At 42.3% G+C, this 20,279-nt stretch carries 20 protein-coding genes and 1 tRNA gene; 13 read left to right on the forward strand and 8 right to left on the reverse strand.

From position 1 onward, the window contains the following. The first annotated feature begins 17 nt into the window (after positions 1-17). Together AC6H1S_RS00715 and AC6H1S_RS00720 are read left to right on the forward strand one after the other, a co-directional pair. On the forward strand, positions 18-1,607 hold the full coding sequence (locus AC6H1S_RS00715; RefSeq protein ID WP_199138837.1) for a SusD/RagB family nutrient-binding outer membrane lipoprotein: 1,590 nt from the start codon (positions 18-20) through the stop codon (positions 1,605-1,607). A 7-nt stretch (positions 1,608-1,614) separates the two neighbouring features. Continuing rightward, positions 1,615-2,403: a DUF4397 domain-containing protein gene (locus tag AC6H1S_RS00720; RefSeq protein ID WP_233165764.1), complete on the forward strand. Its 789-nt coding sequence runs from the start codon at positions 1,615-1,617 to the stop codon at positions 2,401-2,403. 68 nt (positions 2,404-2,471) lie between these two features. On the opposite strand, the gene AC6H1S_RS00725 is transcribed toward AC6H1S_RS00720, so the two are convergent. Continuing rightward, positions 2,472-2,816: a hypothetical protein gene (locus AC6H1S_RS00725; protein WP_199138833.1), complete on the reverse strand. Its 345-nt coding sequence runs from the start codon at positions 2,814-2,816 to the stop codon at positions 2,472-2,474. 200 nt (positions 2,817-3,016) lie between these two features. Here AC6H1S_RS00725 and AC6H1S_RS00730 point away from each other — a divergent pair, with 200 nt between their 5' ends. The 5 genes from AC6H1S_RS00730 (at position 3,017) to AC6H1S_RS00750 (ending at position 10,916) form a co-directional block, all read left to right on the forward strand. Continuing rightward, positions 3,017-3,232, forward strand: a complete 216-nt coding sequence (locus AC6H1S_RS00730) for a hypothetical protein (protein ID WP_199138828.1) — start codon at positions 3,017-3,019, stop codon at positions 3,230-3,232. 57 nt (positions 3,233-3,289) lie between these two features. Beyond that, positions 3,290-4,981 (forward strand): S41 family peptidase, encoded by a 1,692-nt coding sequence (locus tag AC6H1S_RS00735; protein WP_497564773.1) that lies wholly within the window; start codon positions 3,290-3,292, stop codon positions 4,979-4,981. A gap of 234 nt (positions 4,982-5,215) precedes the next feature. Then, positions 5,216-8,329, forward strand: a complete 3,114-nt coding sequence (locus tag AC6H1S_RS00740; protein ID WP_497564774.1) for a SusC/RagA family TonB-linked outer membrane protein — start codon at positions 5,216-5,218, stop codon at positions 8,327-8,329. Positions 8,330-8,341: 12 nt separating this feature from the next. Next, on the forward strand, positions 8,342-9,964 hold the full coding sequence (locus AC6H1S_RS00745) for a SusD/RagB family nutrient-binding outer membrane lipoprotein (protein WP_497564775.1): 1,623 nt from the start codon (positions 8,342-8,344) through the stop codon (positions 9,962-9,964). 22 nt (positions 9,965-9,986) lie between these two features. Further along, entirely contained in the window at positions 9,987-10,916 is a 930-nt protein-coding gene (locus tag AC6H1S_RS00750) for a DUF1735 domain-containing protein (protein WP_497564776.1), read from the forward strand. A 126-nt stretch (positions 10,917-11,042) separates the two neighbouring features. Here the strand turns inward: AC6H1S_RS00750 and AC6H1S_RS00755 are convergent, their stop codons facing one another. Beyond that, the gene (locus AC6H1S_RS00755; RefSeq protein ID WP_199141842.1) at positions 11,043-11,372 is read right to left on the reverse strand and encodes a 2Fe-2S iron-sulfur cluster-binding protein; all 330 of its coding nucleotides are present in this window, start codon (positions 11,370-11,372) and stop codon (positions 11,043-11,045) included. Positions 11,373-11,374: 2 nt separating this feature from the next. After that, the gene (locus AC6H1S_RS00760; RefSeq protein WP_199141843.1) at positions 11,375-12,385 is read right to left on the reverse strand and encodes an NAD(P)/FAD-dependent oxidoreductase; all 1,011 of its coding nucleotides are present in this window, start codon (positions 12,383-12,385) and stop codon (positions 11,375-11,377) included. A 167-nt stretch (positions 12,386-12,552) separates the two neighbouring features. Here AC6H1S_RS00760 and AC6H1S_RS00765 point away from each other — a divergent pair, with 167 nt between their 5' ends. The 4 genes from AC6H1S_RS00765 (at position 12,553) to AC6H1S_RS00780 (ending at position 15,425) form a co-directional block, all read left to right on the forward strand. After that, positions 12,553-13,299 carry a UDP-2,3-diacylglucosamine diphosphatase gene (locus AC6H1S_RS00765; RefSeq protein WP_497564777.1) on the forward strand — a complete coding sequence of 249 codons (747 nt, stop codon included), beginning with the start codon at positions 12,553-12,555 and terminating at the stop codon, positions 13,297-13,299. Between the two features lie 204 nt (positions 13,300-13,503). After that, positions 13,504-14,577 (forward strand): peptide chain release factor 1, encoded by a 1,074-nt coding sequence (prfA, locus tag AC6H1S_RS00770; RefSeq protein WP_199141845.1) that lies wholly within the window; start codon positions 13,504-13,506, stop codon positions 14,575-14,577. An 89-nt stretch (positions 14,578-14,666) separates the two neighbouring features. After that, a tRNA-Asp gene (locus AC6H1S_RS00775) sits at positions 14,667-14,740 on the forward strand. A 217-nt stretch (positions 14,741-14,957) separates the two neighbouring features. After that, entirely contained in the window at positions 14,958-15,425 is a 468-nt protein-coding gene (locus tag AC6H1S_RS00780; protein WP_497564778.1) for a RidA family protein, read from the forward strand. Positions 15,426-15,461: 36 nt separating this feature from the next. Here the strand turns inward: AC6H1S_RS00780 and AC6H1S_RS00785 are convergent, their stop codons facing one another. The 3 genes from AC6H1S_RS00785 to AC6H1S_RS00795 all read right to left on the reverse strand — a co-directional run bounded on the left by AC6H1S_RS00785 (position 15,462) and on the right by AC6H1S_RS00795 (position 16,729). Next, positions 15,462-15,893 (reverse strand): hypothetical protein, encoded by a 432-nt coding sequence (locus tag AC6H1S_RS00785; RefSeq protein WP_497564779.1) that lies wholly within the window; start codon positions 15,891-15,893, stop codon positions 15,462-15,464. Beyond that, positions 15,871-16,182 carry a DUF5655 domain-containing protein gene (locus tag AC6H1S_RS00790; RefSeq protein ID WP_497564780.1) on the reverse strand — a complete coding sequence of 104 codons (312 nt, stop codon included), beginning with the start codon at positions 16,180-16,182 and terminating at the stop codon, positions 15,871-15,873. The genes AC6H1S_RS00785 and AC6H1S_RS00790 overlap by 23 nt, the downstream gene beginning before the upstream one ends. 199 nt (positions 16,183-16,381) lie before the next feature. Beyond that, on the reverse strand, positions 16,382-16,729 hold the full coding sequence (locus tag AC6H1S_RS00795; RefSeq protein WP_497564781.1) for a hypothetical protein: 348 nt from the start codon (positions 16,727-16,729) through the stop codon (positions 16,382-16,384). A 130-nt stretch (positions 16,730-16,859) separates the two neighbouring features. Here AC6H1S_RS00795 and AC6H1S_RS00800 point away from each other — a divergent pair, with 130 nt between their 5' ends. Together AC6H1S_RS00800 and AC6H1S_RS00805 are read left to right on the forward strand one after the other, a co-directional pair. Then, positions 16,860-17,390: a superoxide dismutase family protein gene (locus AC6H1S_RS00800; protein WP_497564782.1), complete on the forward strand. Its 531-nt coding sequence runs from the start codon at positions 16,860-16,862 to the stop codon at positions 17,388-17,390. A 95-nt stretch (positions 17,391-17,485) separates the two neighbouring features. Then, on the forward strand, positions 17,486-18,013 hold the full coding sequence (locus tag AC6H1S_RS00805) for an ExbD/TolR family protein (RefSeq protein WP_199138231.1): 528 nt from the start codon (positions 17,486-17,488) through the stop codon (positions 18,011-18,013). Positions 18,014-18,075: 62 nt separating this feature from the next. Here AC6H1S_RS00805 and AC6H1S_RS00810 read toward each other — a convergent pair whose 3' ends face one another. Together AC6H1S_RS00810 and metK are read right to left on the reverse strand one after the other, a co-directional pair. Continuing rightward, positions 18,076-18,267, reverse strand: coding sequence for a hypothetical protein (locus AC6H1S_RS00810; protein ID WP_199138229.1), 192 nt, complete (start codon positions 18,265-18,267; stop codon positions 18,076-18,078). A 589-nt stretch (positions 18,268-18,856) separates the two neighbouring features. Beyond that, positions 18,857-20,107 (reverse strand): methionine adenosyltransferase, encoded by a 1,251-nt coding sequence (gene metK, locus AC6H1S_RS00815; protein WP_199138227.1) that lies wholly within the window; start codon positions 20,105-20,107, stop codon positions 18,857-18,859. Positions 20,108-20,279: the final 172 nt, after the last annotated feature.

Consider the following 20,279-nt stretch of genomic DNA (forward strand, 5'->3'; position numbering starts at 1 on the left):
TAGGAGAGCATTAAAACATGAAAAAATTATTCATAACATTTACAGTGGCTGGTCTTATTGTTCTTAGCGGATGTAAGAAGTTTTTGGATGTCAATACCAATCCAAATGCGCCACAGGTGGTAGAAGCCAACCTTTATTTGTCGCCAATGTTGCATTGGATGGCTACTGCACCTCAATACGACGGTATCTATATAGGCCGTTATACCCAAAACTTTGCTTCTGTTTCATCGGGCGACCTTTGGGAGAAAATGGGGCATAACCAAGGCGGTAGTTCGCCAGACCAAGGCGGACAGATCTGGAAAACAACGTACTACGATTTTGGCCAAAACTTGGTTGATATGACCAACAAGGCCGAAAAAGAACAACGTTGGGATTTGTTGGGCGTAGCTCAGATCTTAAAGGCCTGGGGCTGGCTAACAGCCACCAACTGCAATGGCGAAATTATTATTAAGGAAGCCATTGATGCCAGCAGAACTTCGTTCGATTATGATACACAGGATTTTGCCTACCAAGAAACACTCAGGCTGATCAATGCGGCTATTGTTAACCTGAACAGAACCGATGGTGGCGTAAACGAAGGCTACCTGGGCAAAACCGACTTCGTATACAAAGGCAAAAGAGCGCAATGGATTAAGTTCGCGAATGGTTTAAAAGCCATGACCTTGAACCAGCTTTCTAACAAATCGGCTTTGTATAAACCCGATGATGTCATTGCCGCTGTTGATGCTTCGTTTGTAAGCAATGCAGATGATGCCTTGATCCCGTATGCCGGTAGTGCAAATGACGATGCCAACTTTCTTTCGGCAACCCGAAATAATATTGGTAGCTTAAGGCAAACCAAGTTTATTGTAGCCCTGATGGATGGTACCCAGTATGGTGGCGTGGTTGATCCTCGCATGAGCAGGATGTTGGCACCAGCACCCGATGGCGTTTACAGAGGCCTGGAGCCAACTTTCGGTACAGGAGCCTTAACAGCCTCGCAACAACCGCTCAACCTTTGGGGGTATACTACACAGGCTTTGGCCAACGCCACTACCACCACGCCGGCAAGATATTTGTTTGCGCGTAAAAACAAGTTCCCGATCATGACTTATGCGCAGCTGCAGTTTGTTAAAGCAGAAGCCGCCTACAAAAAAGGAGATAAGACTACGGCCTTGAATGCCTATAAAAATGGCATTTCGGCGCATATCGATTTTGTAAATGCACGTAACACCGACGATGGGCAAACGCCAACACAGATCAGCGCAGCCGAAAAAACAGCCTATCTTTCGTCAACTGCAATTGTTCCGGCACTGCCAAGCAGTCTTACGCTTTCGCAGATCATGTGCCAGAAGTATATTGCACAATGGGCTTGGGGCCATGTTGAGCAATGGATGGATTTGAGGAGGTATCATTATACCGATATTGATCCGGCCACCGGTAACCAAGTGTTTACAGGTTTTGCAGTGCCTTTGGTTTTGTTCTCAGAAAACAACACCAAAGTGGTACAAAGGATGCGTCCGAGATACAATTCAGAATATGTTTGGAACAGAAACGGACTAAACGCGATTGGAGGCTTGGCTACAGATTATCAAACTAAAGAAATGTGGGTAACAATTCCTCAATAATTAGATTATGAAAAGAAACTATATATTAATAGCAGTACTTCTGCTATCCACCATAATTTATTCTTGTAAGAAGAATGCTGTGCAGGACATTTCGAGTCCTATAAGCGGCGCGCAGATCAAATTCTTCAATTTTGGTTTAAATAGTCCGGTGGTTAACTTTTATGCCAATAATACCAAGGTTTCGGCGGCTTCTTCAACTACGGGTACAGAAAGTGCTACTACAGGCGTAGCCTTTGCAGCGGTATATCCAGCTACCAATGCCTATGCCATTATTACGCCAGGTACCTACGACCTGAAGGCGAAACGCCCAAGCACTTCTACGGTAGATCCAGATCAGGTGATTGCTTCGATCAGCTCTACCTTGGCCGATGGCAAAAACTATTCGCTGTATACTTCGGGCTTGTATAACACCACGACTAAAACCACTGATGTGTTTGTGGTGGAAGATGCTTTGCCGGCTATCGACAGCTCTGCGGCGTATGTACGCTTTGTACATGCCTGCTACAATGCCAACGCCTTCACTTTTATCATGAAGAATACCACAACCGGCATAGAAACCGTTGTAGCCCCGAGTGTTTCGTATAAGAGCGCATCTGCGTTTTTCAGGATTCCAACGGGTGTTTACGACCTGATTTTGCGCTATCCAAGTGCACCTACTACCAATGTTGTAGTCAGAACAGCCGTGAGTGTAATCAAGTCGAACACCTACTCTTTCAGTTTAAGAGGGGATATAACCCTGCCTTATACGGGTTCGGCAACCAATAGGCCTTTTATAGATAATACACCTAATAGGTAATAACCCTGTTGTTCCTTACAAAAAAAAGCCACTCCAATAGAGTGGCTTTTTTTTGTAAGCGCTTAAGATCAATAGCAGTTGGCCATAATGGTAAAGCCCGGAGTGTCTGCATCGATTACAAAAGTCATCGAGCCAGTAGAAGTAGTTACCTGATGGATGAAAGGCGGACTGCAAGGCGTGCCTGCCGAAACCACAATGTAATTGCCATAAGGCACATCTGTAGAACCTTGTGTATCTACGGCGGTAATGTCATAATAAACGTTGGTGTCGGTATTTTGGATGGTTGCCGAACCGCCGTGCCCCGAAAAAGAGCTTATTTCGAGATAAACAGAGCCTGTGGTAAATTGGCCTTTAAAAGAACTCAATGCAAAAAATGCGAATACTGCTGCCAAACTGAGAAATAGTTTTTTCATAATAATTAAATTTTAGTGAGGGATTAGTTACCTGCTTAAATTTACTAAAATATCTAAACTATTGATGTTCAGTTTTTTGACATTTTAAACAGGGTCGATTTTGTTAATTTTTAATTAACAAACATTGCTGGGCCAGCCTTAACAATTACTTGCGTGTATTCATAAATATTTAATACTTTTGCATTCCAAAGTATTATCCAATGGCAAGCTTTACCCTTACTCCCGAAACCTGGCAAAAAGTTAAAATCAAATTTTTGAGGAAGTACCGCGAATTGGCGCAAGCCGATCTTGCGTTTGTGCCAGGACAGGAAGACCAACTGGTGCAGCAACTCATGCAATTGGTTAACAGAGACAAAAGCTATATCGAATTTACAATCCGCAAAGCCTTGGCCGATCCCAACGGCAACCGGTTATAGCATCGTTTTTAATTTCCTCTGCTTTTTTGTAAGTTTACCTTTATTTCACATTGGTAGATGAAGAAAACTAGGGTATATATTCTGTTGTTGGTTGTGTTGTTGGCCTCGTTAACGATGGCTTTCCGGGAAGACTTGTTCTTGGTTTCTAAGAACCTCGATATTTTTGCTTCGCTGTACAAGGAAATCAACATCAACTATGTAGAAGAAACCAATCCTGCTGATTTGATGCGCAACGGCATCGATGCCATGCTGGGCGGATTGGATCCCTATACGGAGTACATTCCCGAATCGGAAATCGAAGATTATAAGCTCAAATATGTAAGTACGCAATACGGTGGCATCGGTATCGGCACCTTAAACATTGAGGGCAAGCTGTATGTAAACGAAATCAGCGAAAACAATCCTGCCTACAAACAAGACATCAGGCCGGGCGACCAGATTACCAGGATCAATAATGTAGAGGTTCAAGGCAAAGACCGCAACCAGGTTAGCCAGTTGATGCGCGGCCCCAAAGGCTCGGCAGTAAGCCTGGTGATTATCAGGGAAGGTACAGTACTCAACAAAACTTTAACCCGTGAAGAAATCAAACAACCCAATGTTTCCTATTCGGGCATGCTCGACGGACAGATCGGCTATATCCGCCTAGACAAGTTTTTGGAAAATTCGGGGCAGGAGGTAAAAGATGCCCTCGAAAATATCAATAAGGAAAAGCCTAAAGGCCTGATCCTCGATTTAAGGAACAATGGCGGAGGCATATTGCAGGAAGCTGTTAAGATTGTAAACCTTTTTGTAGGCAAAGACGTGCTGGTGGTTACCCAAAAGGGAAGAAATCCAGAAAAAACAGTCGCTTATAAAACCGTCAGCGAGCCTATCGCTCCAAATCTACCGCTTATTGTGCTGGTCAATAATGGTTCTGCTTCAGCCTCTGAAATCGTAGCCGGCGCTTTGCAGGACTTGGACCGGGCAATTGTTGTTGGCCAGCGCAGCTTTGGCAAAGGCCTGGTGCAGCAAACATTCAACCTGCCTTACAACAGCTTGGTCAAAGTTACGGTAGCTAAGTATTATACACCATCCGGCAGATGCATCCAAGCCTTGGATTATGCACATAAAGACCAGAATGGAATAGCCGAAAAATTTGCCGATTCAGTAATGAAAGCTTTCGATACCAAAGCGGGCCGTACAGTATATAATGGCAACGGCGTATATCCCGATGTTTTTGTGGCGCCGGTCAAATACAGTCCGATTACTATTTCCTTGGTGAGCAAGAACCTGTTCTTTGATTATGCCAATAGTTATAAAAAGGCAAATAAAACGGTGCCCAATGTGAAAACCTTCCAGATTAGCGATGCTGATTACAACCAGTTTGTAAACTCGCTGGCCTCAAAAGATTATAGCTATATTTCTAAAACAGAACAGCTGATCAACGATTTGCGTACCGAAGCAGAAAAGGAAAACAAATCTGTTGCAGTAAAAACAGACCTCGACGAACTGAAAACCAAATTGTTGGCCGCCAAGAAAACAGATCTGATTACCCATAAGGCAGAAATCAAGCGCGTACTCGAAACGCAGATCATTAGTCGTTACTACTTTGAAAAAGGCAAAATAGAACAGGCTTTTCAATATGACAAGGAGATGGCACAGGCAAAAACGTTGTTTGGCAATCAGGCCCAGCTATTTGCCATCCTCAAAGGCGATGGAAGCTATAAAACAATAGGCAGTCCAGTAAAAACCTCGTCTACAGAGAATTAAGCAATTCTGTGCGTGTATTCTAACCTTAATGTTTAGTTTGTATTTTGGCTTTTCGAGGCAAATGTGTCAATATCACCTAAATAGTGTTAAAAAGTGTTAAATTTTAAACAGCTGACAATCAGGTATTTGCAAAATTTGATTATCACTTTAACATTTCAAAATTTTGATTCCCCTATACTTTTACTCATATTTAGGGATTAATTAACTATTAACTAACCTAAATTTTATTAATTTATGAAAAAACTTGTACTAAGTTTATTCATCTTGTGTACAATGGCTGTTGCTTCGTTCGCCCAAGAACGTACAGTAACAGGTACCATTAAATCAAGTGATGACGGATTGCCGATTCCGGGCGCTTCCGTAAAAGTTAAAGAGGCCCCTGCTGTAGGTGCAACAACAGGAGTTGATGGTAAGTTTACGCTAAAGGTGCCTACAAATGGCAAAACTTTGCTAATTTCTTACCTAGGCTACAACACTCAAGAGGTAGCTATTCCTGCTAACAATTCTGTTAACGTTTCTCTAACCTTAGACTCTAAAACCTTAGATCAGGTGGTAGTAACCGCTGGAGGTTTGACAGTTAAACGTCGTGAGCAAGGTTATACTTCTACAACTTTAAAAGCTCAAGAACTTACCCAAGCCAAAGCAACCAACGTTGCAACAGCTTTGAATGGTAAGGTTGCCGGTTTACAGATCAATACTGTAAGTAGCGGTGTTAACCCAACCGTACGTTTAGTATTAAGGGGTAACCGTTCGTTATTGGGTAATAACCAGGCTTTGGTTGTAGTTGATAATAACATTGTTCCAAACTCTATCTTAGGTAACTTAAACCCTGAGGATATTGAGGACATGCAAGTGTTGAATGGTGCTGGTGCGGCCGCTCTTTATGGTTCAGATGCTTCAAACGGTGCGTTGATCATCACAACCAAAAAAGGTAAAAGAGGCGAATCTAACATCAAAGTAAGTAACACAACCAGCTTTGAGCAAGTAAGTTTCTATCCTAAAATGCAAAAGCAATTCGGTTCTGGTTCAGCTCCTGACGTTCAGATTTATACGCCTTATGAGAACCAGCAATACGGTCCTGCTTTTGACGGCAGCATGGTGCAAATTGGTAAACCATTGGTTGATGGCAGAATCCAAACCGTACCTTATACCTACAATGATTCAAAATACAAATTCTGGGATACTGGTATCACCAATCAAACAGATTTTGCAGTTTCATCAGGTGATGAGAAATCAACTACCTATGCAGCTGGTCAGTATGTAACCGTAAACGGTACTACACCTGAAGATAAGTATAACCGTTTCTCTGCTCGTTTTAATGGTACCCGCGATCTTGGCAACAAAGTAACCGTTGAGTTCAATACCAACTATGTACAAAACAGGTATGATATTACCAGCCAAACTGCATCTATTTACGATCAGATTTTGCAAACACCTGGACAAGTTATGCTAACCTCATACAAAAACTGGCAAACAGATCCATTTGCAAGCCCTGATGGTTACTACAACGAGTACTATAACAACCCTTATTTTACTTTAGAAACTAACCGTTCGAACGTTCGTAACGATTATTTCATTGCAAATAGCCAGGTTAAATGGAATCCAATCAAAGAATTGAACTTCATTTACCGTGTAGGTATCACTACTCAAAATGCTTCTAACAAAGATTACAGTGCTAAATATGCATTAAGTGCTTATACCAAATCAATCGGCACCAGCGGCGTGAAAAAGAACGACAGACTGGGTAGCGTTTCTGATGGCCAAAGCTATAGCACGCAGTTGACCTCTGAGTTATTGGCTCAATTCAATAAAACTTTCTTTACCGACCTATCGGTTACGGCTACAGCAGGTGTGAGTTTAAGAAACAACAAAGGCAAAAGCATTGGTGTTTCGGCAAGCAGCTTGGTAGTACCAGGTATCTATAACATTGGTAACCGTTCTGAGGCTCAGCCAAGTGGTTCAGAGAGCAACTCTACTGTTCACCAACAAGCAATTTTTGGTAACGTACAATTTGGTTACAAAAACTATTTGTACTTACAATTAACAGGTCGTAACGACTGGTATTCTACTTTGTCAAAAGCAAACAGATCGGTATTCTATCCATCTGCTAACTTATCGTTTATCGCTACAGAGTTTTTCCCTTCTATCAAAAGCGATAATTATTTGAACAACTTGAAAATCCGTGCTGGTGTATCTAAAGTAGGTAACGTAAACTTAGGTGCTTATTCATTGGTTCCTACGTTTAGCCAACAATCTGGTTATCCATATGGTTCTAACCCAGGCTTTGGTTTAGATAACCGTATCGTATCCTTAAACTTAACCCCAGAGATCACTAAAGGTTTCGAAGGTGGTTTTGATGCAGATTTCTGGAACAACCGTATTTCTACCAGCGTAACTTATTACAAAACTAAAACCAGCGATCAGATCGTTCCTGTAAATATTTCTAACTCTACAGGTTATACTTCTTTCTTGATCAATACTGGTGATGTATCTAACGAAGGTATCGAGACTACTTTGAGCGTTACTCCAGTTAGAACTAACTACGGTTTAGAAGTAACCGTTGGTGGTAACTATACTTATAACAGCAACAAAGTATTATCAATCAGCTTAGACCAAAAACGTTTGGGTCTATCTACTGGCGGTACTGGTCAAGTATATGCGGCTGAGAACGATTTATTCCCTGTATTATATGGCGCTACTTATAAAAGAGATGCGCAAGGTAGAGTTCTTGTAGATCCAGTTACTGGTTATCCAAGTGCAAACACAGATTTGCAAAGAATTGGCAATACCAACCCTAAACATATCTTAGGTTTAAACACGTCTATCAGATACAAACAATTCCGCTTAGCGGCTGTTGCTGAGTATCGTGGTGGTTATGTAATCTTCAACAGTGGAGCTAGTGGTTTCGACTTCTCTGGTTCATCTGCAAGATCAGTAACCTTTAACCGTCAACGTTTCGTATTCCCTAACTCGTCTTACAAAGATCCAGTTACTGGTCAAATCGTAGCTAACACCAGTGTAACAGTTAGAGATGGTGGTGCAGGTTTCTGGACTGACGGCAGTATGAACATGAACGTAACTGAAAACTATGTAAACAGTGGTGCATTCTGGAAAATCCGTGAGATTAGCTTGTCATGGGATATGCCAAAATCATTGTTGAAAGGTTTGAAATACGTGAAAGGTGCAACGATCAGTGCGCAAGGACGTAACTTGTTCTTGTTTGTACCTAAATCTAACTTATACACAGACCCAGATTATACGCTTGGTGGCAACGCAATTGGTATCAATACCTTGAGCCAAACTCCTCCAACTCGTTACTATGGTGCAACATTATCATTAACATTCTAATATCGACATACGATGAGAAAAATATTTAGTTTATTTATTATAGGTGCTTTGGTTGTTTCAGCTTCTTCCTGTAAGAAATATTTGGATATCAATGACAATCCAAATACACCAACCACGAATACCCCAGATTTGGTATTACCGCAAGCACTAGTATCAACAGCATTCCTAACCACAACTTATAACAATACTGGTGCTTGGCAAGCAGGCTATCAGGCTAACGGCGGTGGTGTAGGCGGTTTTGGTGTGGTTTGGACCTACAACTACGGTACAGGCGACAACAATGGTCTATGGACTTCGGTTTATGACAATGCGAACGATTATCAGTATATCATTAACAATACTTCTATCTCAGATGTAACAGTTAATTTCAATGCTGTAGCGCGAATCATGAAGTCTTATATCTTCTTGAAATTAGTTGACCAATATGGAAATGTACCATATTCTGAGGCCTTAAAAGGCGCTTCGAATGTTACGCCTAAGTATGATAAAGATGCAGATATCTATAAAGCTATTTATGATGACTTAACTGTTGCCATTGGCGGTATCGATGCAAACGTTGTTGGTGCAAAACCGATTGCAACTTCAGGTACAAATACTGTTGATGTATTGTTTGGTACAAACAGCTTCTTCCCAACCAGTTCATTCTCAAATGCACTTGAGATGGCTAAATGGAGAGCATTTGCAAATACTTTGAGATTAAAAATCCTAGTTAAATCAAAAGGAACCGTAAATGATGCTTGGGCTACAGGAAAAACCTTAACTGGTGCTTTCTTAACCGATGATGCCATTGTTAACCCTGGATTTGGTGCTATTTCTGGTAAAGCGAACACTTGGTTCACCAACTTTGCTTGGACTGTAACTGGTGGTGCTGGTGGTTTAGGTGCACAACAATTGCCAACACCTTTTGCCTTATCATTCTACAATGGCGTTAAAATTACTGATAACACCAGAGGAAAATTAATGTATCAAGGTTTCCCAAGTGTAAAGAAAAACCAATTGGGTGTGGATGCCGAGCCGATCGACAGAGCTCCTGCGGGTTCTGCATGGTTCACAGGAACTTCAACAGGACAAAATGCGACCAGTACAGGTATCATGAAAGGAATTAACGCCGGTATGCCATTGATGTTGGCAGCTGAGAGTTATTTCATTCAGGCCGAAGCTGCTGTAGTAGGTGTTGGTGGTGTTTCTGCTGCTAATGCCGAAACCTTGTTCAACTTGGGTATCGAGAAATCTTTTGTTTACCTGGCTGAAGGTCCAACTAATGCCCCAGGCACAAATGGTCCGACCGACAGAGCTGCTTATCAAGCCGCAAACCCAGGCAATGCTTTGGTTAACTTCCCAACTGCTGGTACTGTTGAGCAGAAAAAAGAAGCCATCATTACCCAAAAATGGATTGCATTGAACTTTGTGACTTGCGATGAAGGTTTTGCTGAGTTCAGAAGAACTTCTTATCCAAAAATCGTACCTGGTTCTAGCGACCCGACCTTGAGCTTTGCTTCAACCAAATCTGTATCAACCCGTGCTGATAAATTACCGGTAAGATCTATTTATCCTTCATCTGAATATTCACTAAACTCAGCTAATGTACCTGCAGTAGGTCCGTTTACTGATAGAATCTTCTGGGATTTGAATTAACATTAATTAAATGAAAATAATCATGAAAAAATATTTTAGTCTATTAATTTTATCAGTAGCGGTGTTTTCTTTATCGTCTTGTTTAAAGGATGATAAAGAAGTGATCCAGGCTGATAATTCGCCATCTGTGGTTGAATTTAGGAACCCTGTGGCTATTGGTTCGCCTTCAGGCGCTGTTTACCCAATGTTTCCTAAATCATTTGGTTTAGATGCAGCAAGCGTAACCTATAGCGTTACAGTTGCTTATACTGGAGCTACAGGCGCACCTCAAGATATCCCATTAACATTTGATATCTATGATGCTGCTGTAACGGCTTATAATACACAACAGTCGTCTAGCTTAACGATTATGCCTACTTCATTGTATACTTTGAACACACCATCAGCAACTATTGCTAAGGGAACGTTCTTTACTACCGTTTCATTTACATTTAGCCCACAGTCGTTCGATTTTACCAAAACTTATGGTTTAGCGGTAAGGATCAAGTCGGCTACGGGTGCTAATATCAGCTCTAACTTCGGTACCATCATTTTGGCTATCGGTGCTAAGAACAAATATGATGGCGTATACAAAGTAACGGGTTCGTTAACTGATGCCAACGGTGTTTATCGTGGCTTCTACCCAACCGAGGTTGAGTTCAGAACAATTGATGCCCAAACTGTTAACGTGTACAACAGAGATTTTGGCGGTAACTATTACATTTTCAATAGGATTTCTGATGATGCCTATTTGAATGGTGGTAGCTTACGCTTCAAATTCGATACAGCTACAGACAAATTGCTAACAATTACTACCCAAACTGGTGGTGCATTCCAAGGTGGTGCTGTACTTGACGTAACTGGAAACACCATGGTGTTCTCAGGTGGCGCAGGTACATTGAATGCCAAATGGAAAGCTGGTGCAGGTAGGTATACTGTTGACGAGACCTACAAATACTCAGGTGCAAGATAATTAAGCCTGAATAACGAAAAGGCGCTTCATAACGAAGCGCCTTTTTTATTGCCTATTTGTAGGCAAATAAAAAAGAAAAGCCACAAGATAGATCTTGTGGCTTTTTAGGTTGTAAGTATTGTGCGCTTATTGCTCAGCGTGCAACCTGACCTTTAAACCGTCCATAGCCGGACTTAGCTGTAATTGGCAAGCTAGCCTAGAGTTGGGTAGCAAGTCAGGCAAGGTGTCTAACATGGCATACTCATCGTCTGTCATTTCGTTTAGCTTTTCTTCGCCTTCCAGTACATCTACGCAGCAGGTGGCACAAAGCGCCATGCCGCCACAAGTAGCCAGAATGTCGTATTCGCTGGCCTTTAAAAATTCCATCAGGCTTAAGCCCATGTCGGTAGGAGCTGTTAAAGTGGCAATGTTGCCTTGACGGTCCTCAACTTGTATAGAGATATCGTTTGTTTCCATGCTTAAAATTCGCTAACTCCGTTTACGGTCGTATATTTCATGGTGTATTTAACTCCAGGATTGATGTATTGATAGGCGCTGTGGCTCATCAAGGCTGCCTCATGGAATCCGCACAAAATTAACTTTAATTTGTTAGTATATGTATTAATATCGCCAATGGCGTAAATGCCTGGGATATTTGTGCTGTAGTCGTCTGTATTTACTTCAATGGCGCTTTTACTGATGTTGAGGTTCCATTGCTCTATAGGGCCTAATTTAGGGCTTAATCCGAATAGCGGAATGAGGTGGTCGGCTTCGTAAGTGGTAGTTTCCATGGTTCGATTATGGATCACCTCTACACTTTCGAGCTTGCCGTTTCCGTTAACTGCATTTAAATTGCTATTGAGTACGAGGTTGATTTTGCCACTTTCAGCTAATTCCATCACCTTGTTTACCGAATCAGGTGCACCGCGGAAGCTTTCGCTACGGTGTACCAACGTAAGTTCCGATACCACATCGGCCAAGAAAATGGTCCAATCCAAGGCAGAATCTCCGCCACCGGCAATCACCATTTTTTGCCCACGGTATTTTTCAGGATCCAGGATCATGTAATTTACGCCTCTTCCATTTTCAAATTGCTCTAAACCGGCAACTGCAGGCTTGCGGGGCTCAAAGCAACCTAGGCCACCGGCAATAACTACTACTTTGGCCTCAATAATGGTTCCCATATTGGTGGTGAGCACGAAATCGGCTTCGCCACGTTTTTCAAGGCCTTCGATACGCTCGCCTAAAGTAAAGCCGGGATGAAAGGGTTTGGCTTGTTCTACCAAATTATCGATCAGCTCTTGGGCTAATACGCTTGGATAACCAGGAATATCGTAAATAGGCTTCTTAGGGTAGATTTCAGACAACTGGCCGCCCACTTGGGGTAAATAATCGATTAAATGACAACGCATCTTTAATAATCCTGCTTCAAAAATCGCGAATAAACCTACGGGGCCGGCGCCAATAATGGCTATGTCAGTTGAAATCATATTTTAAATTTTTGCAAATTTAGCAATTAAACTTTAAATATAGACCTTATTTAGACGCGTTCTACATAAAAACTTAAAAAAGTCTATGATTTTGATAGACTAAGCGGTTTTAAGGGCTTAATGGCTAGCTCACAGGACCATGAAAATTTGCTATCTTTGCAATAACTATGGATAAATGCATCTATTTTGCTTCTGATTTTCATTTAGGTGCGCCGAACTATACCGAGAGCCGCAAAAGGGAAGCCCATATTGTAGACTGGCTAAATTTTATCGAGCCCACTTGCAGCGAATTGTTCCTGATGGGCGATGTGTTTGATTTTTGGTTCGAATACGGTAAGGTCATACCCAAAGGATTTATCCGCTTGCAAGGTAAGCTCGCCGAAATGGCTGATAGGGGCATTAAGATTTATTTTTTTAAGGGTAACCACGACATGTGGGTAGACGATTACTTTACCAAGGAAATTGGCCTGCAAATTATCAGCGACGAGCTGATCATAGAACGTGCCGACAAAAAATTCTTTTTGCACCATGGTGATGGTTTAGGCCCGGGAGATAGGAAGTACAAATTTTTGCGCAAGGTGTTCAGGAATCCGTTTTGCCAATGGCTGTTTTCGGTTTTGCCACCACGTATAGGTATGTTTATTGCCAATGGCTGGTCGAGTAGCAGCAGGGTGGCCAGCAACAAAAAGGAGGTTTTTTTAGGTAATGAAGGCGAGTGGCTGGCCATCTTTGCCAAAGAAAAGCTGCAGGAAGAACATTTTGACTATTTTGTGTTTGGGCATAGACACTTGCCTTTAGATATAGATCTGGGCAACAACAGCCGTTATGTAAATATTGGCGAATGGATTAATTATTCTTCGTATGGCGTTTTTGATGGCCAAAACCTGAAGCTCGAATATTATAAGCCCATTTAAGCGAGTTAATATGCTCGGTCAAGAGGTCTTTGCTTTGGTCATTAAACTTTCACGTTTGGTCTTAAAATCGTATTTTTGCATCCTTTACGGCACAGGTGGCCGTTAAATAAACCCGATAGCAGCGAAAACTTATTTGAAGTTGAAGCGGATAGCGGGACTGGCGCTGTTGCCTGCAGCAGGGCATATTTTCAAAAAAACAAAATTATGTTAGAGAAATTAGAAGCAATTAAGCTACGCTGGGAAGATGTTGAAGAACAACTGAGCAATCCTGATACGATACAGGACATGAAGCGTTTTGCGGCTTTAAATAAAGAATACAAAGACTTGGGCAAGATTGTAGACGAATACAAAATCTACAAGAATGTGATGAGCAATATCGAGGCCAATAAGGAAATCTTAAGCAACGAAAAGGACCAAGAGTTGCGCGAGATGGCCAAGGAAGAATTGGATATTCTTTTGGTGCAACAGGAGAAAATGGAGGAAGATATCCGTTTGATGCTGATTCCGAAAGACCCTGAAGATGCCAAAAATGCAGTTTTCGAAATCAGGGGCGGTACCGGCGGAGACGAAGCGGCCTTGTTTGCGGGCGATTTATACCGCATGTATACCCGTTTCTTCGAAACCAAAGGTTGGCGCGTAGAAACCATGGACGTTACCGAGGGTACGGCTGGCGGCTACAAGGAGGTGATTTTAAAGGTGAGCGGCGACGATGTGTATGGTCAGCTGAAATACGAATCGGGTGTGCACCGCGTACAACGTGTGCCTGATACCGAAACACAGGGTCGTGTACATACTTCGGCCGCATCGGTAGCGGTATTGCCAGAAGCCGAAGAAATCGATCTATACATTAATCCAGCCGATATTGACTTGCAAACTTCAAGGTCGGGTGGTGCCGGTGGACAGAACGTAAACAAGGTAGAAACCAAGGTGCAGCTAACGCACCGTCCGTCGGGTATTGTGGTGGTTTGTCAGGTAGAGCGTTCGCAGCTGGCCAACCGCGAATTAGCGATGGAAATGCTGAGAAGCAAACTTTATGACTTGGAAGTACAGAAAAAGAACGGAGATATTGCTGCCAAGCGTAAAACAATGGTGTCAACCGGCGACCGTTCGGCCAAGATCCGTACCTATAACTATCCGCAGGGAAGGGTAACCGACCACCGCATTGGTTTAACACTTTACAACCTGAGTGGCATTATGGATGGAGGCGTGCAAGAACTGATTGATGCCTTACAGTTTGCAGAGAACGCAGAGAAGATGAAAGAAGGTGCTGTAAATTAATGAGTTATAATTATTTTAAAATTTTTATTGCAAAGTAATATAAAGGAGCTATATTTGCAATCCCAAACCGAAAGAGATTTTGGTTGAGAGGTCTGGTAGTTCAGCTGGTTAGAATGCCGCCCTGTCACGGCGGAGGTCGCGGGTTCGAGTCCCGTCCAGACCGCAAAAAGCATCACCCAATAAGGTGGTGCTTTTTCGGTTTATAGGCTTTTGCATTTAAGCCATCAAGAAGACAATCTGTTTTCCTTCTGCCAAATAGGCCTTATTAGTCTTCCTTTAATGAATTTATCCCGGACGGCTTTAAGTAAGCGCTGTAAAGCATTATATTTACTGTTGTTCATCATAAACTTCATATGGCTAAACCAGCGATAATATTTTGTTTGTTTTCCTTATTGTTCGCCCATGCGGGCTGTAAAAACAGCGGCGAATCAAAAGACCATGTAAATAAGCCTGGCCATAAAAAGGTGGCCATTGTTAAAGAAAAATGGCATTGGGGCAATAGCCAAAAGCAAAATGAAAGTGCAGGTTATGCTCAAGTTGTTAAAATGGGCAATACCATTTACATTTCGGGTGTTCCAACAAGCGATTTGAGCCCAAAGGGTATAGCCGAGCTCTATAAAACATTGGAAAAATGCCTGGGAGCCTTTAGTGCCACGCCCCACGATGTGGTAAAAGAAACGCTTTATACTACCGACATAGAAGCCATGAAAAAGTACAACGATCCGAGGAAAGAATTTTATAAAGGAGATTTTCCGGCAGCTACATGGGTACAGGTCAGCAGGCTGTATGAAGCAACAGCCAAATTGGAAGTAGATTTAGTGGCGCAACTGGCTAGCGGTAATGAATAAAATGTTTGAAGATCGGTGTGCATTGCGATGCTAAACTTATGCTTTTAGCTCTTTAGGCAAAAACCCCAAGATCAAGCCCTTAAAATTCGAAAGCAAGTCCCAAAATAAACGGTTGCTATCAATTGTCCTTTCGCCACAATCAATTGTATCTGCGCGGTTGATCACAAAATCGGCCATATTTTCAATAAGCTGCAGTTGAACGAGGTTTTTTAAGGCTTCGGCAAAATGGCTGGCATAAACGTGTCCCCAGATTTCCACGATCATCGAATCATCCTCAATAGCCAAAGCCTGGTTTGTGCACAACAGGTAGTCTGATTTGATGAGCGTCACCAAAACTAAGGTTCTATTGTCAATGTCTTCTGATAAGAAGCGTTGCAGTTCTGCTGAGCCGTCAATCTGAATTAGCCCATCTTTAAAGATCACCGGCAGGCTAAATCCGTTGAGCTCATACGTTTTTTCCGTTGGCATAGGCTTTTTGTAGATATCCCAATACTTCTTCGTTAAGATCTTCGGCAAACATGAGCCTCAGGTGATGGTTGTATTGATTGCTTCCGGGTACTTGTCCGATCTTGCGGAAACACAGGTTGTCGTAATAAGGTTCGCTAAAAGGCAATACAATATCGACAAAGTTTCTGCCCAGGTTAATTACAAAGGCAAAGCGGGTAACAGCCGATAGCACGATCATCGATTTGGTTGCATGGAGCTGAATAGGGCCGATCTCGGCTAGTTTTACCAGCAATTGATCAAATAAGGCCAATGAAACATCGCTTTTCCCTTTTAGAAAATCGCCCACTGTCCTGTCCCCACAATAGTGTTGCTGATTGGTTTGCTTAAATGGTCGGTTACATAAGGGACAGGTCCACATCACTTGAAGATTTATCTGGCCAAACATAGTCATTTAAGCGAACGTAAAAAAGGCTCCCGTTTAAAGGAAGCCTTTTTTGATCGCTTTGAGCTTAACTGAAGAGTTCTTGCTCGTCGCGATCGGCCACAGGTATTTTTTTTAAAAAATCGTCAAAAGCCGGACCTTCGTTATCAGAATAAATGCCATAGGCATCCAAAATATACCCGATGTTTTGGTCGGCATCTTCTACCAAATAAAGTACAGAGTTATCTGCAGGGTCAGACATGCCCTCAAAACGGTAAGTCTTTACAATGGTTAGGTCTTCTGGTTTGTATATCTTGTTAAGGCTTGCCGATTGCATTTTTCCGTGGTCCGACATCCTGATTTCGTTGTCTCTTCCTTTGAGCCTCAGTTTTTCCAAAATCTGGCTCATGGTATTCATTTCTACTGGCTGTTCCATGATGGTTGAAGTTTGTATACCGTAAAAACAAAGGCGCAACAAATTGGTTTTGGATTTCGATATATTCTTTCTTAAGTATTCGAAACCAAAGCGTTACTCCATTTGTTCTTGATAAAACCTAAAGTATATCATGATGAAAAAATACCTCATACCGCTGGCGCTGTGCTTTGTAATAGCATGGAGCTCATGCAACAACGCAAGCAAGGAAATTGCCCAAGCAACCTTAAATACAACCGCAGATAATAAACCTATTGGGACGGCCAAGTTTTACAGTTTGGCCGATGGAAAGATCAAGATGGATTTAGAAATCAATTATCCAGCCCGTGCCGATAGCAATGTTGCCGTGCATTTTCATGAGCATGGCGATTGCGGCAACATGGGAGAAAATACCCACGGACATTGGAACCCAACCAATGAGATGCATGGCAAATGGGGCTCGGCAGCCTATCATTCTGGTGATATTGGCAATATCAAGCTCGATGCCAAAGGCCATGGCAGCATCAGTGTAAGTACAGATAGATGGAGCGTAAAAGAAGGTGATGTGAAGAATATCATTGGCCGTGGTATCATTGTACATGGTGGTACCGACGATTATACTACCCAGCCAACTGGTAATTCGGGGCCTCGGGTAGGGTGTGGCGTGATTGAAGCCATTAAATAACCCAAAAATGATACATAGAAAGGCGGCTAATTTTTTAGCCGCTTTTTTTATGCAATTTTTGCCAGGCTGTCATCCTGTTTAAAACTAAACACGATATGGCAACACTTACTGCTCCACAAAACGGCAAGGCCGTAAAAGGAAGAACCCAAACACAAGCCCCAAATGTAGACCTGACCGCCATGGTCGACCTGGCATTTCTGCTGATTACTTTTTTTATGCTCACTACTTCCCTGGCTAAAATGAAAGCGATGGAAATTGTAAAGCCGGTTGATAGTAATGAGCCGATTACCCTGGCACAATCGCGAACCATGACCATTCTTTTGGGCAAAAACAACCAAGCGGTTTATTACATGGGCGAAGCATCTAAAGCGATTATGCATACCGCAAGCCTGGCTACTATTCAAAAATATATTTTGCAAGGTAAGCAACAGGTGGCCCAGCAGCATCAGCATGATGCATCGAAGTTTATGGTCGTCGTGATTAAGCCTACCCCTTCGGCCAACTATAAAAATTTTGTAGATGTGATCGATGAAATGCACGTCGCCGATGTGAAGTCTTATTTTATAGACGATAGGAACGTTTTGGCGCAAGAACGTGCTTTTATGAAAGCAAACGGAATGTAGCTGAAACAACAGAACCGGCACTGCTTATACATGCCGGTTCTGATTTAAGGATGGAGTTGGACTCAGCTTTCGCTGTTGCCGGCTGCAGCGCAAGCCGCATCGGCTATGGCGCCACAGTCATCGCCTTCGTCGCAAGAGATGCAAACTACGGCTCCATTGCTGCATTGGATTACAACAAATTCGTTGCCGCCGCCAAGAATAGATTTTTGTTCAGCTTTGCTTAGGGCTTTGCCCAGATTTAGGGTCTTTTTCATGATTTAATTTTTTGGTTAAAAATAAGGACGATTGTAACCTTTGGTTAAGAGGCTATTTTAAAGATAAGCGATTCGCTTCGGCTTTAGTTCGGTTGATAAAATATTGAACAAAAACAAAAAGCCCCCGATTTAACTCCGGAGGCTTCCACTATAAACCGAAAGCGGTTTTAACTTGGTCAACAAAATCGAGTTTCAAATGGATCGTCTTTAGCTACAACAATCAACTAGTGAGTAACTGTTGTAGCTAAAGTATAGCTAAAATAGGGTTAGGTGAATACGCAGCAAAGTTGAAATAATTGTATATTAGTTATTTAACTTATAAAACCATGAAATTATGAGGAAAAATAACCTAATCAGCAAAGCTGAAATGAAGAAAATTTGGGGTGGTGGACCTATTGAAAGGTGCGCACCTAATGGGCACAATCCTGATGCGTACGCATTTGGTTGCTGTTCGGGCTATGCCTGTCGTGATTTTGGCTCAGCCCCAGTTTGTTTCGACCCCGATCAAGGAAGGCCTTGCAATGACGTTCCCATTTAATGAAAAAGATGGTATAAAAAAAGGGGCTATTTTTTAGCCCCTTTTTGATGTTTATAAGCCGAAAGCGGCTTTAACTTGGTCAACAAAATCGAGTTTCTCCCATGTAAACAATTCAACCGTAACCTTTTTTTCTTCACCGTTTGGCGATTTGAAGGTTTTGGTTACCGTTTCAGGCTTACGGCCCATATGTCCGTAGGCGGCGGTTTCGCTATAAATCGGATTCCTCAATTTTAGGCGTTGCTCAATAAAATAAGGACGCATATCAAAAATGCCTTCAACAATCTTGGCAATCTCCCCGTCTGTTTTATTCACTTTGCTGGTGCCATAAGTATTGATGTAGATGCCCATAGGCTGAGCTACACCGATAGCATAAGATACCTGAACCAAAACTTCGCTGGCTACACCTGCAGCCACCAGGTTTTTGGCAATGTGGCGCGTAGCATAAGCCGCGCTTCTGTCTACCTTGCTTGGGTCTTTGCCCGAGAAGGCACCACCGCCGTGCGCCCCTTTGCCTCCGTAAGTATCAACAATGATTTTTCTTCCGGTTAGGCCAGTATCGCCATGCGGGCCGCCAATTACAAATTTGCCCGTTGGGTTAATGTGGTATTGGATGTTGTCGTTGAACAAGTGCGCATACTGCGGATATTTTTTGATAATCCTTGGAATAAGGATGCTGACCAAATCCTGTTTGATTTTGGCCAACATCTTGCCTTCTTCGTCAAAATCATCGTGTTGGGTAGAAATTACGATGGCATCAATACGAACTGGCTTATTGTTGTCATCATATTCTAAGGTAACCTGCGATTTTGCATCTGGACGCAAGTAAGTGATTGCTTGGTTTTCGCGTCTCAAGGCGGCAAGCTCTTGTAGCAACTTGTGCGAAAGATCCAAAGCCAAAGGCATATAGTCGTCGGTTTCGTTCGTGGCATAGCCAAACATCATACCTTGGTCGCCAGCACCTTGTTCCTCTTTGTTGCTTCGGTCTACGCCTTGGTTAATATCTTGAGACTGTTCGTGTATAGCCGATAAAATACCGCAAGAATTGGCTTCAAACATGTATTCACTTTTGGTATAGCCAATTTTCTTGATCACGTCTCTTGCAATTTGTTGTACATCCAAATAGGTCTGAGATTTTACCTCTCCGGCCAAAATTACCTGTCCAGTGGTAACCAACGTTTCACAAGCTACCTTTGATTCTGTGTCGAATGCCAAGAAATTGTCAATTAACGCATCCGAGATTTGGTCTGCGATTTTATCTGGGTGCCCTTCAGATACAGATTCTGATGTAAATAAATACGACATTTTAAATAATTAAATTTTTAAATAAACTTATTATGTAAAATGGATTGATGGTCCTGTAAACAGGTGGTAAAACGATTGAAGTAAGGTTTTAGCACTTTTTTTTACGTGGTTGCAATCCCGCTACTTGCATAGCATCGCAAATCAGTCCACTTTTAACAGCTGCAAAATTACT

The sequence above is a fragment of the Pedobacter sp. TM02 genome, assembly GCF_059705275.1.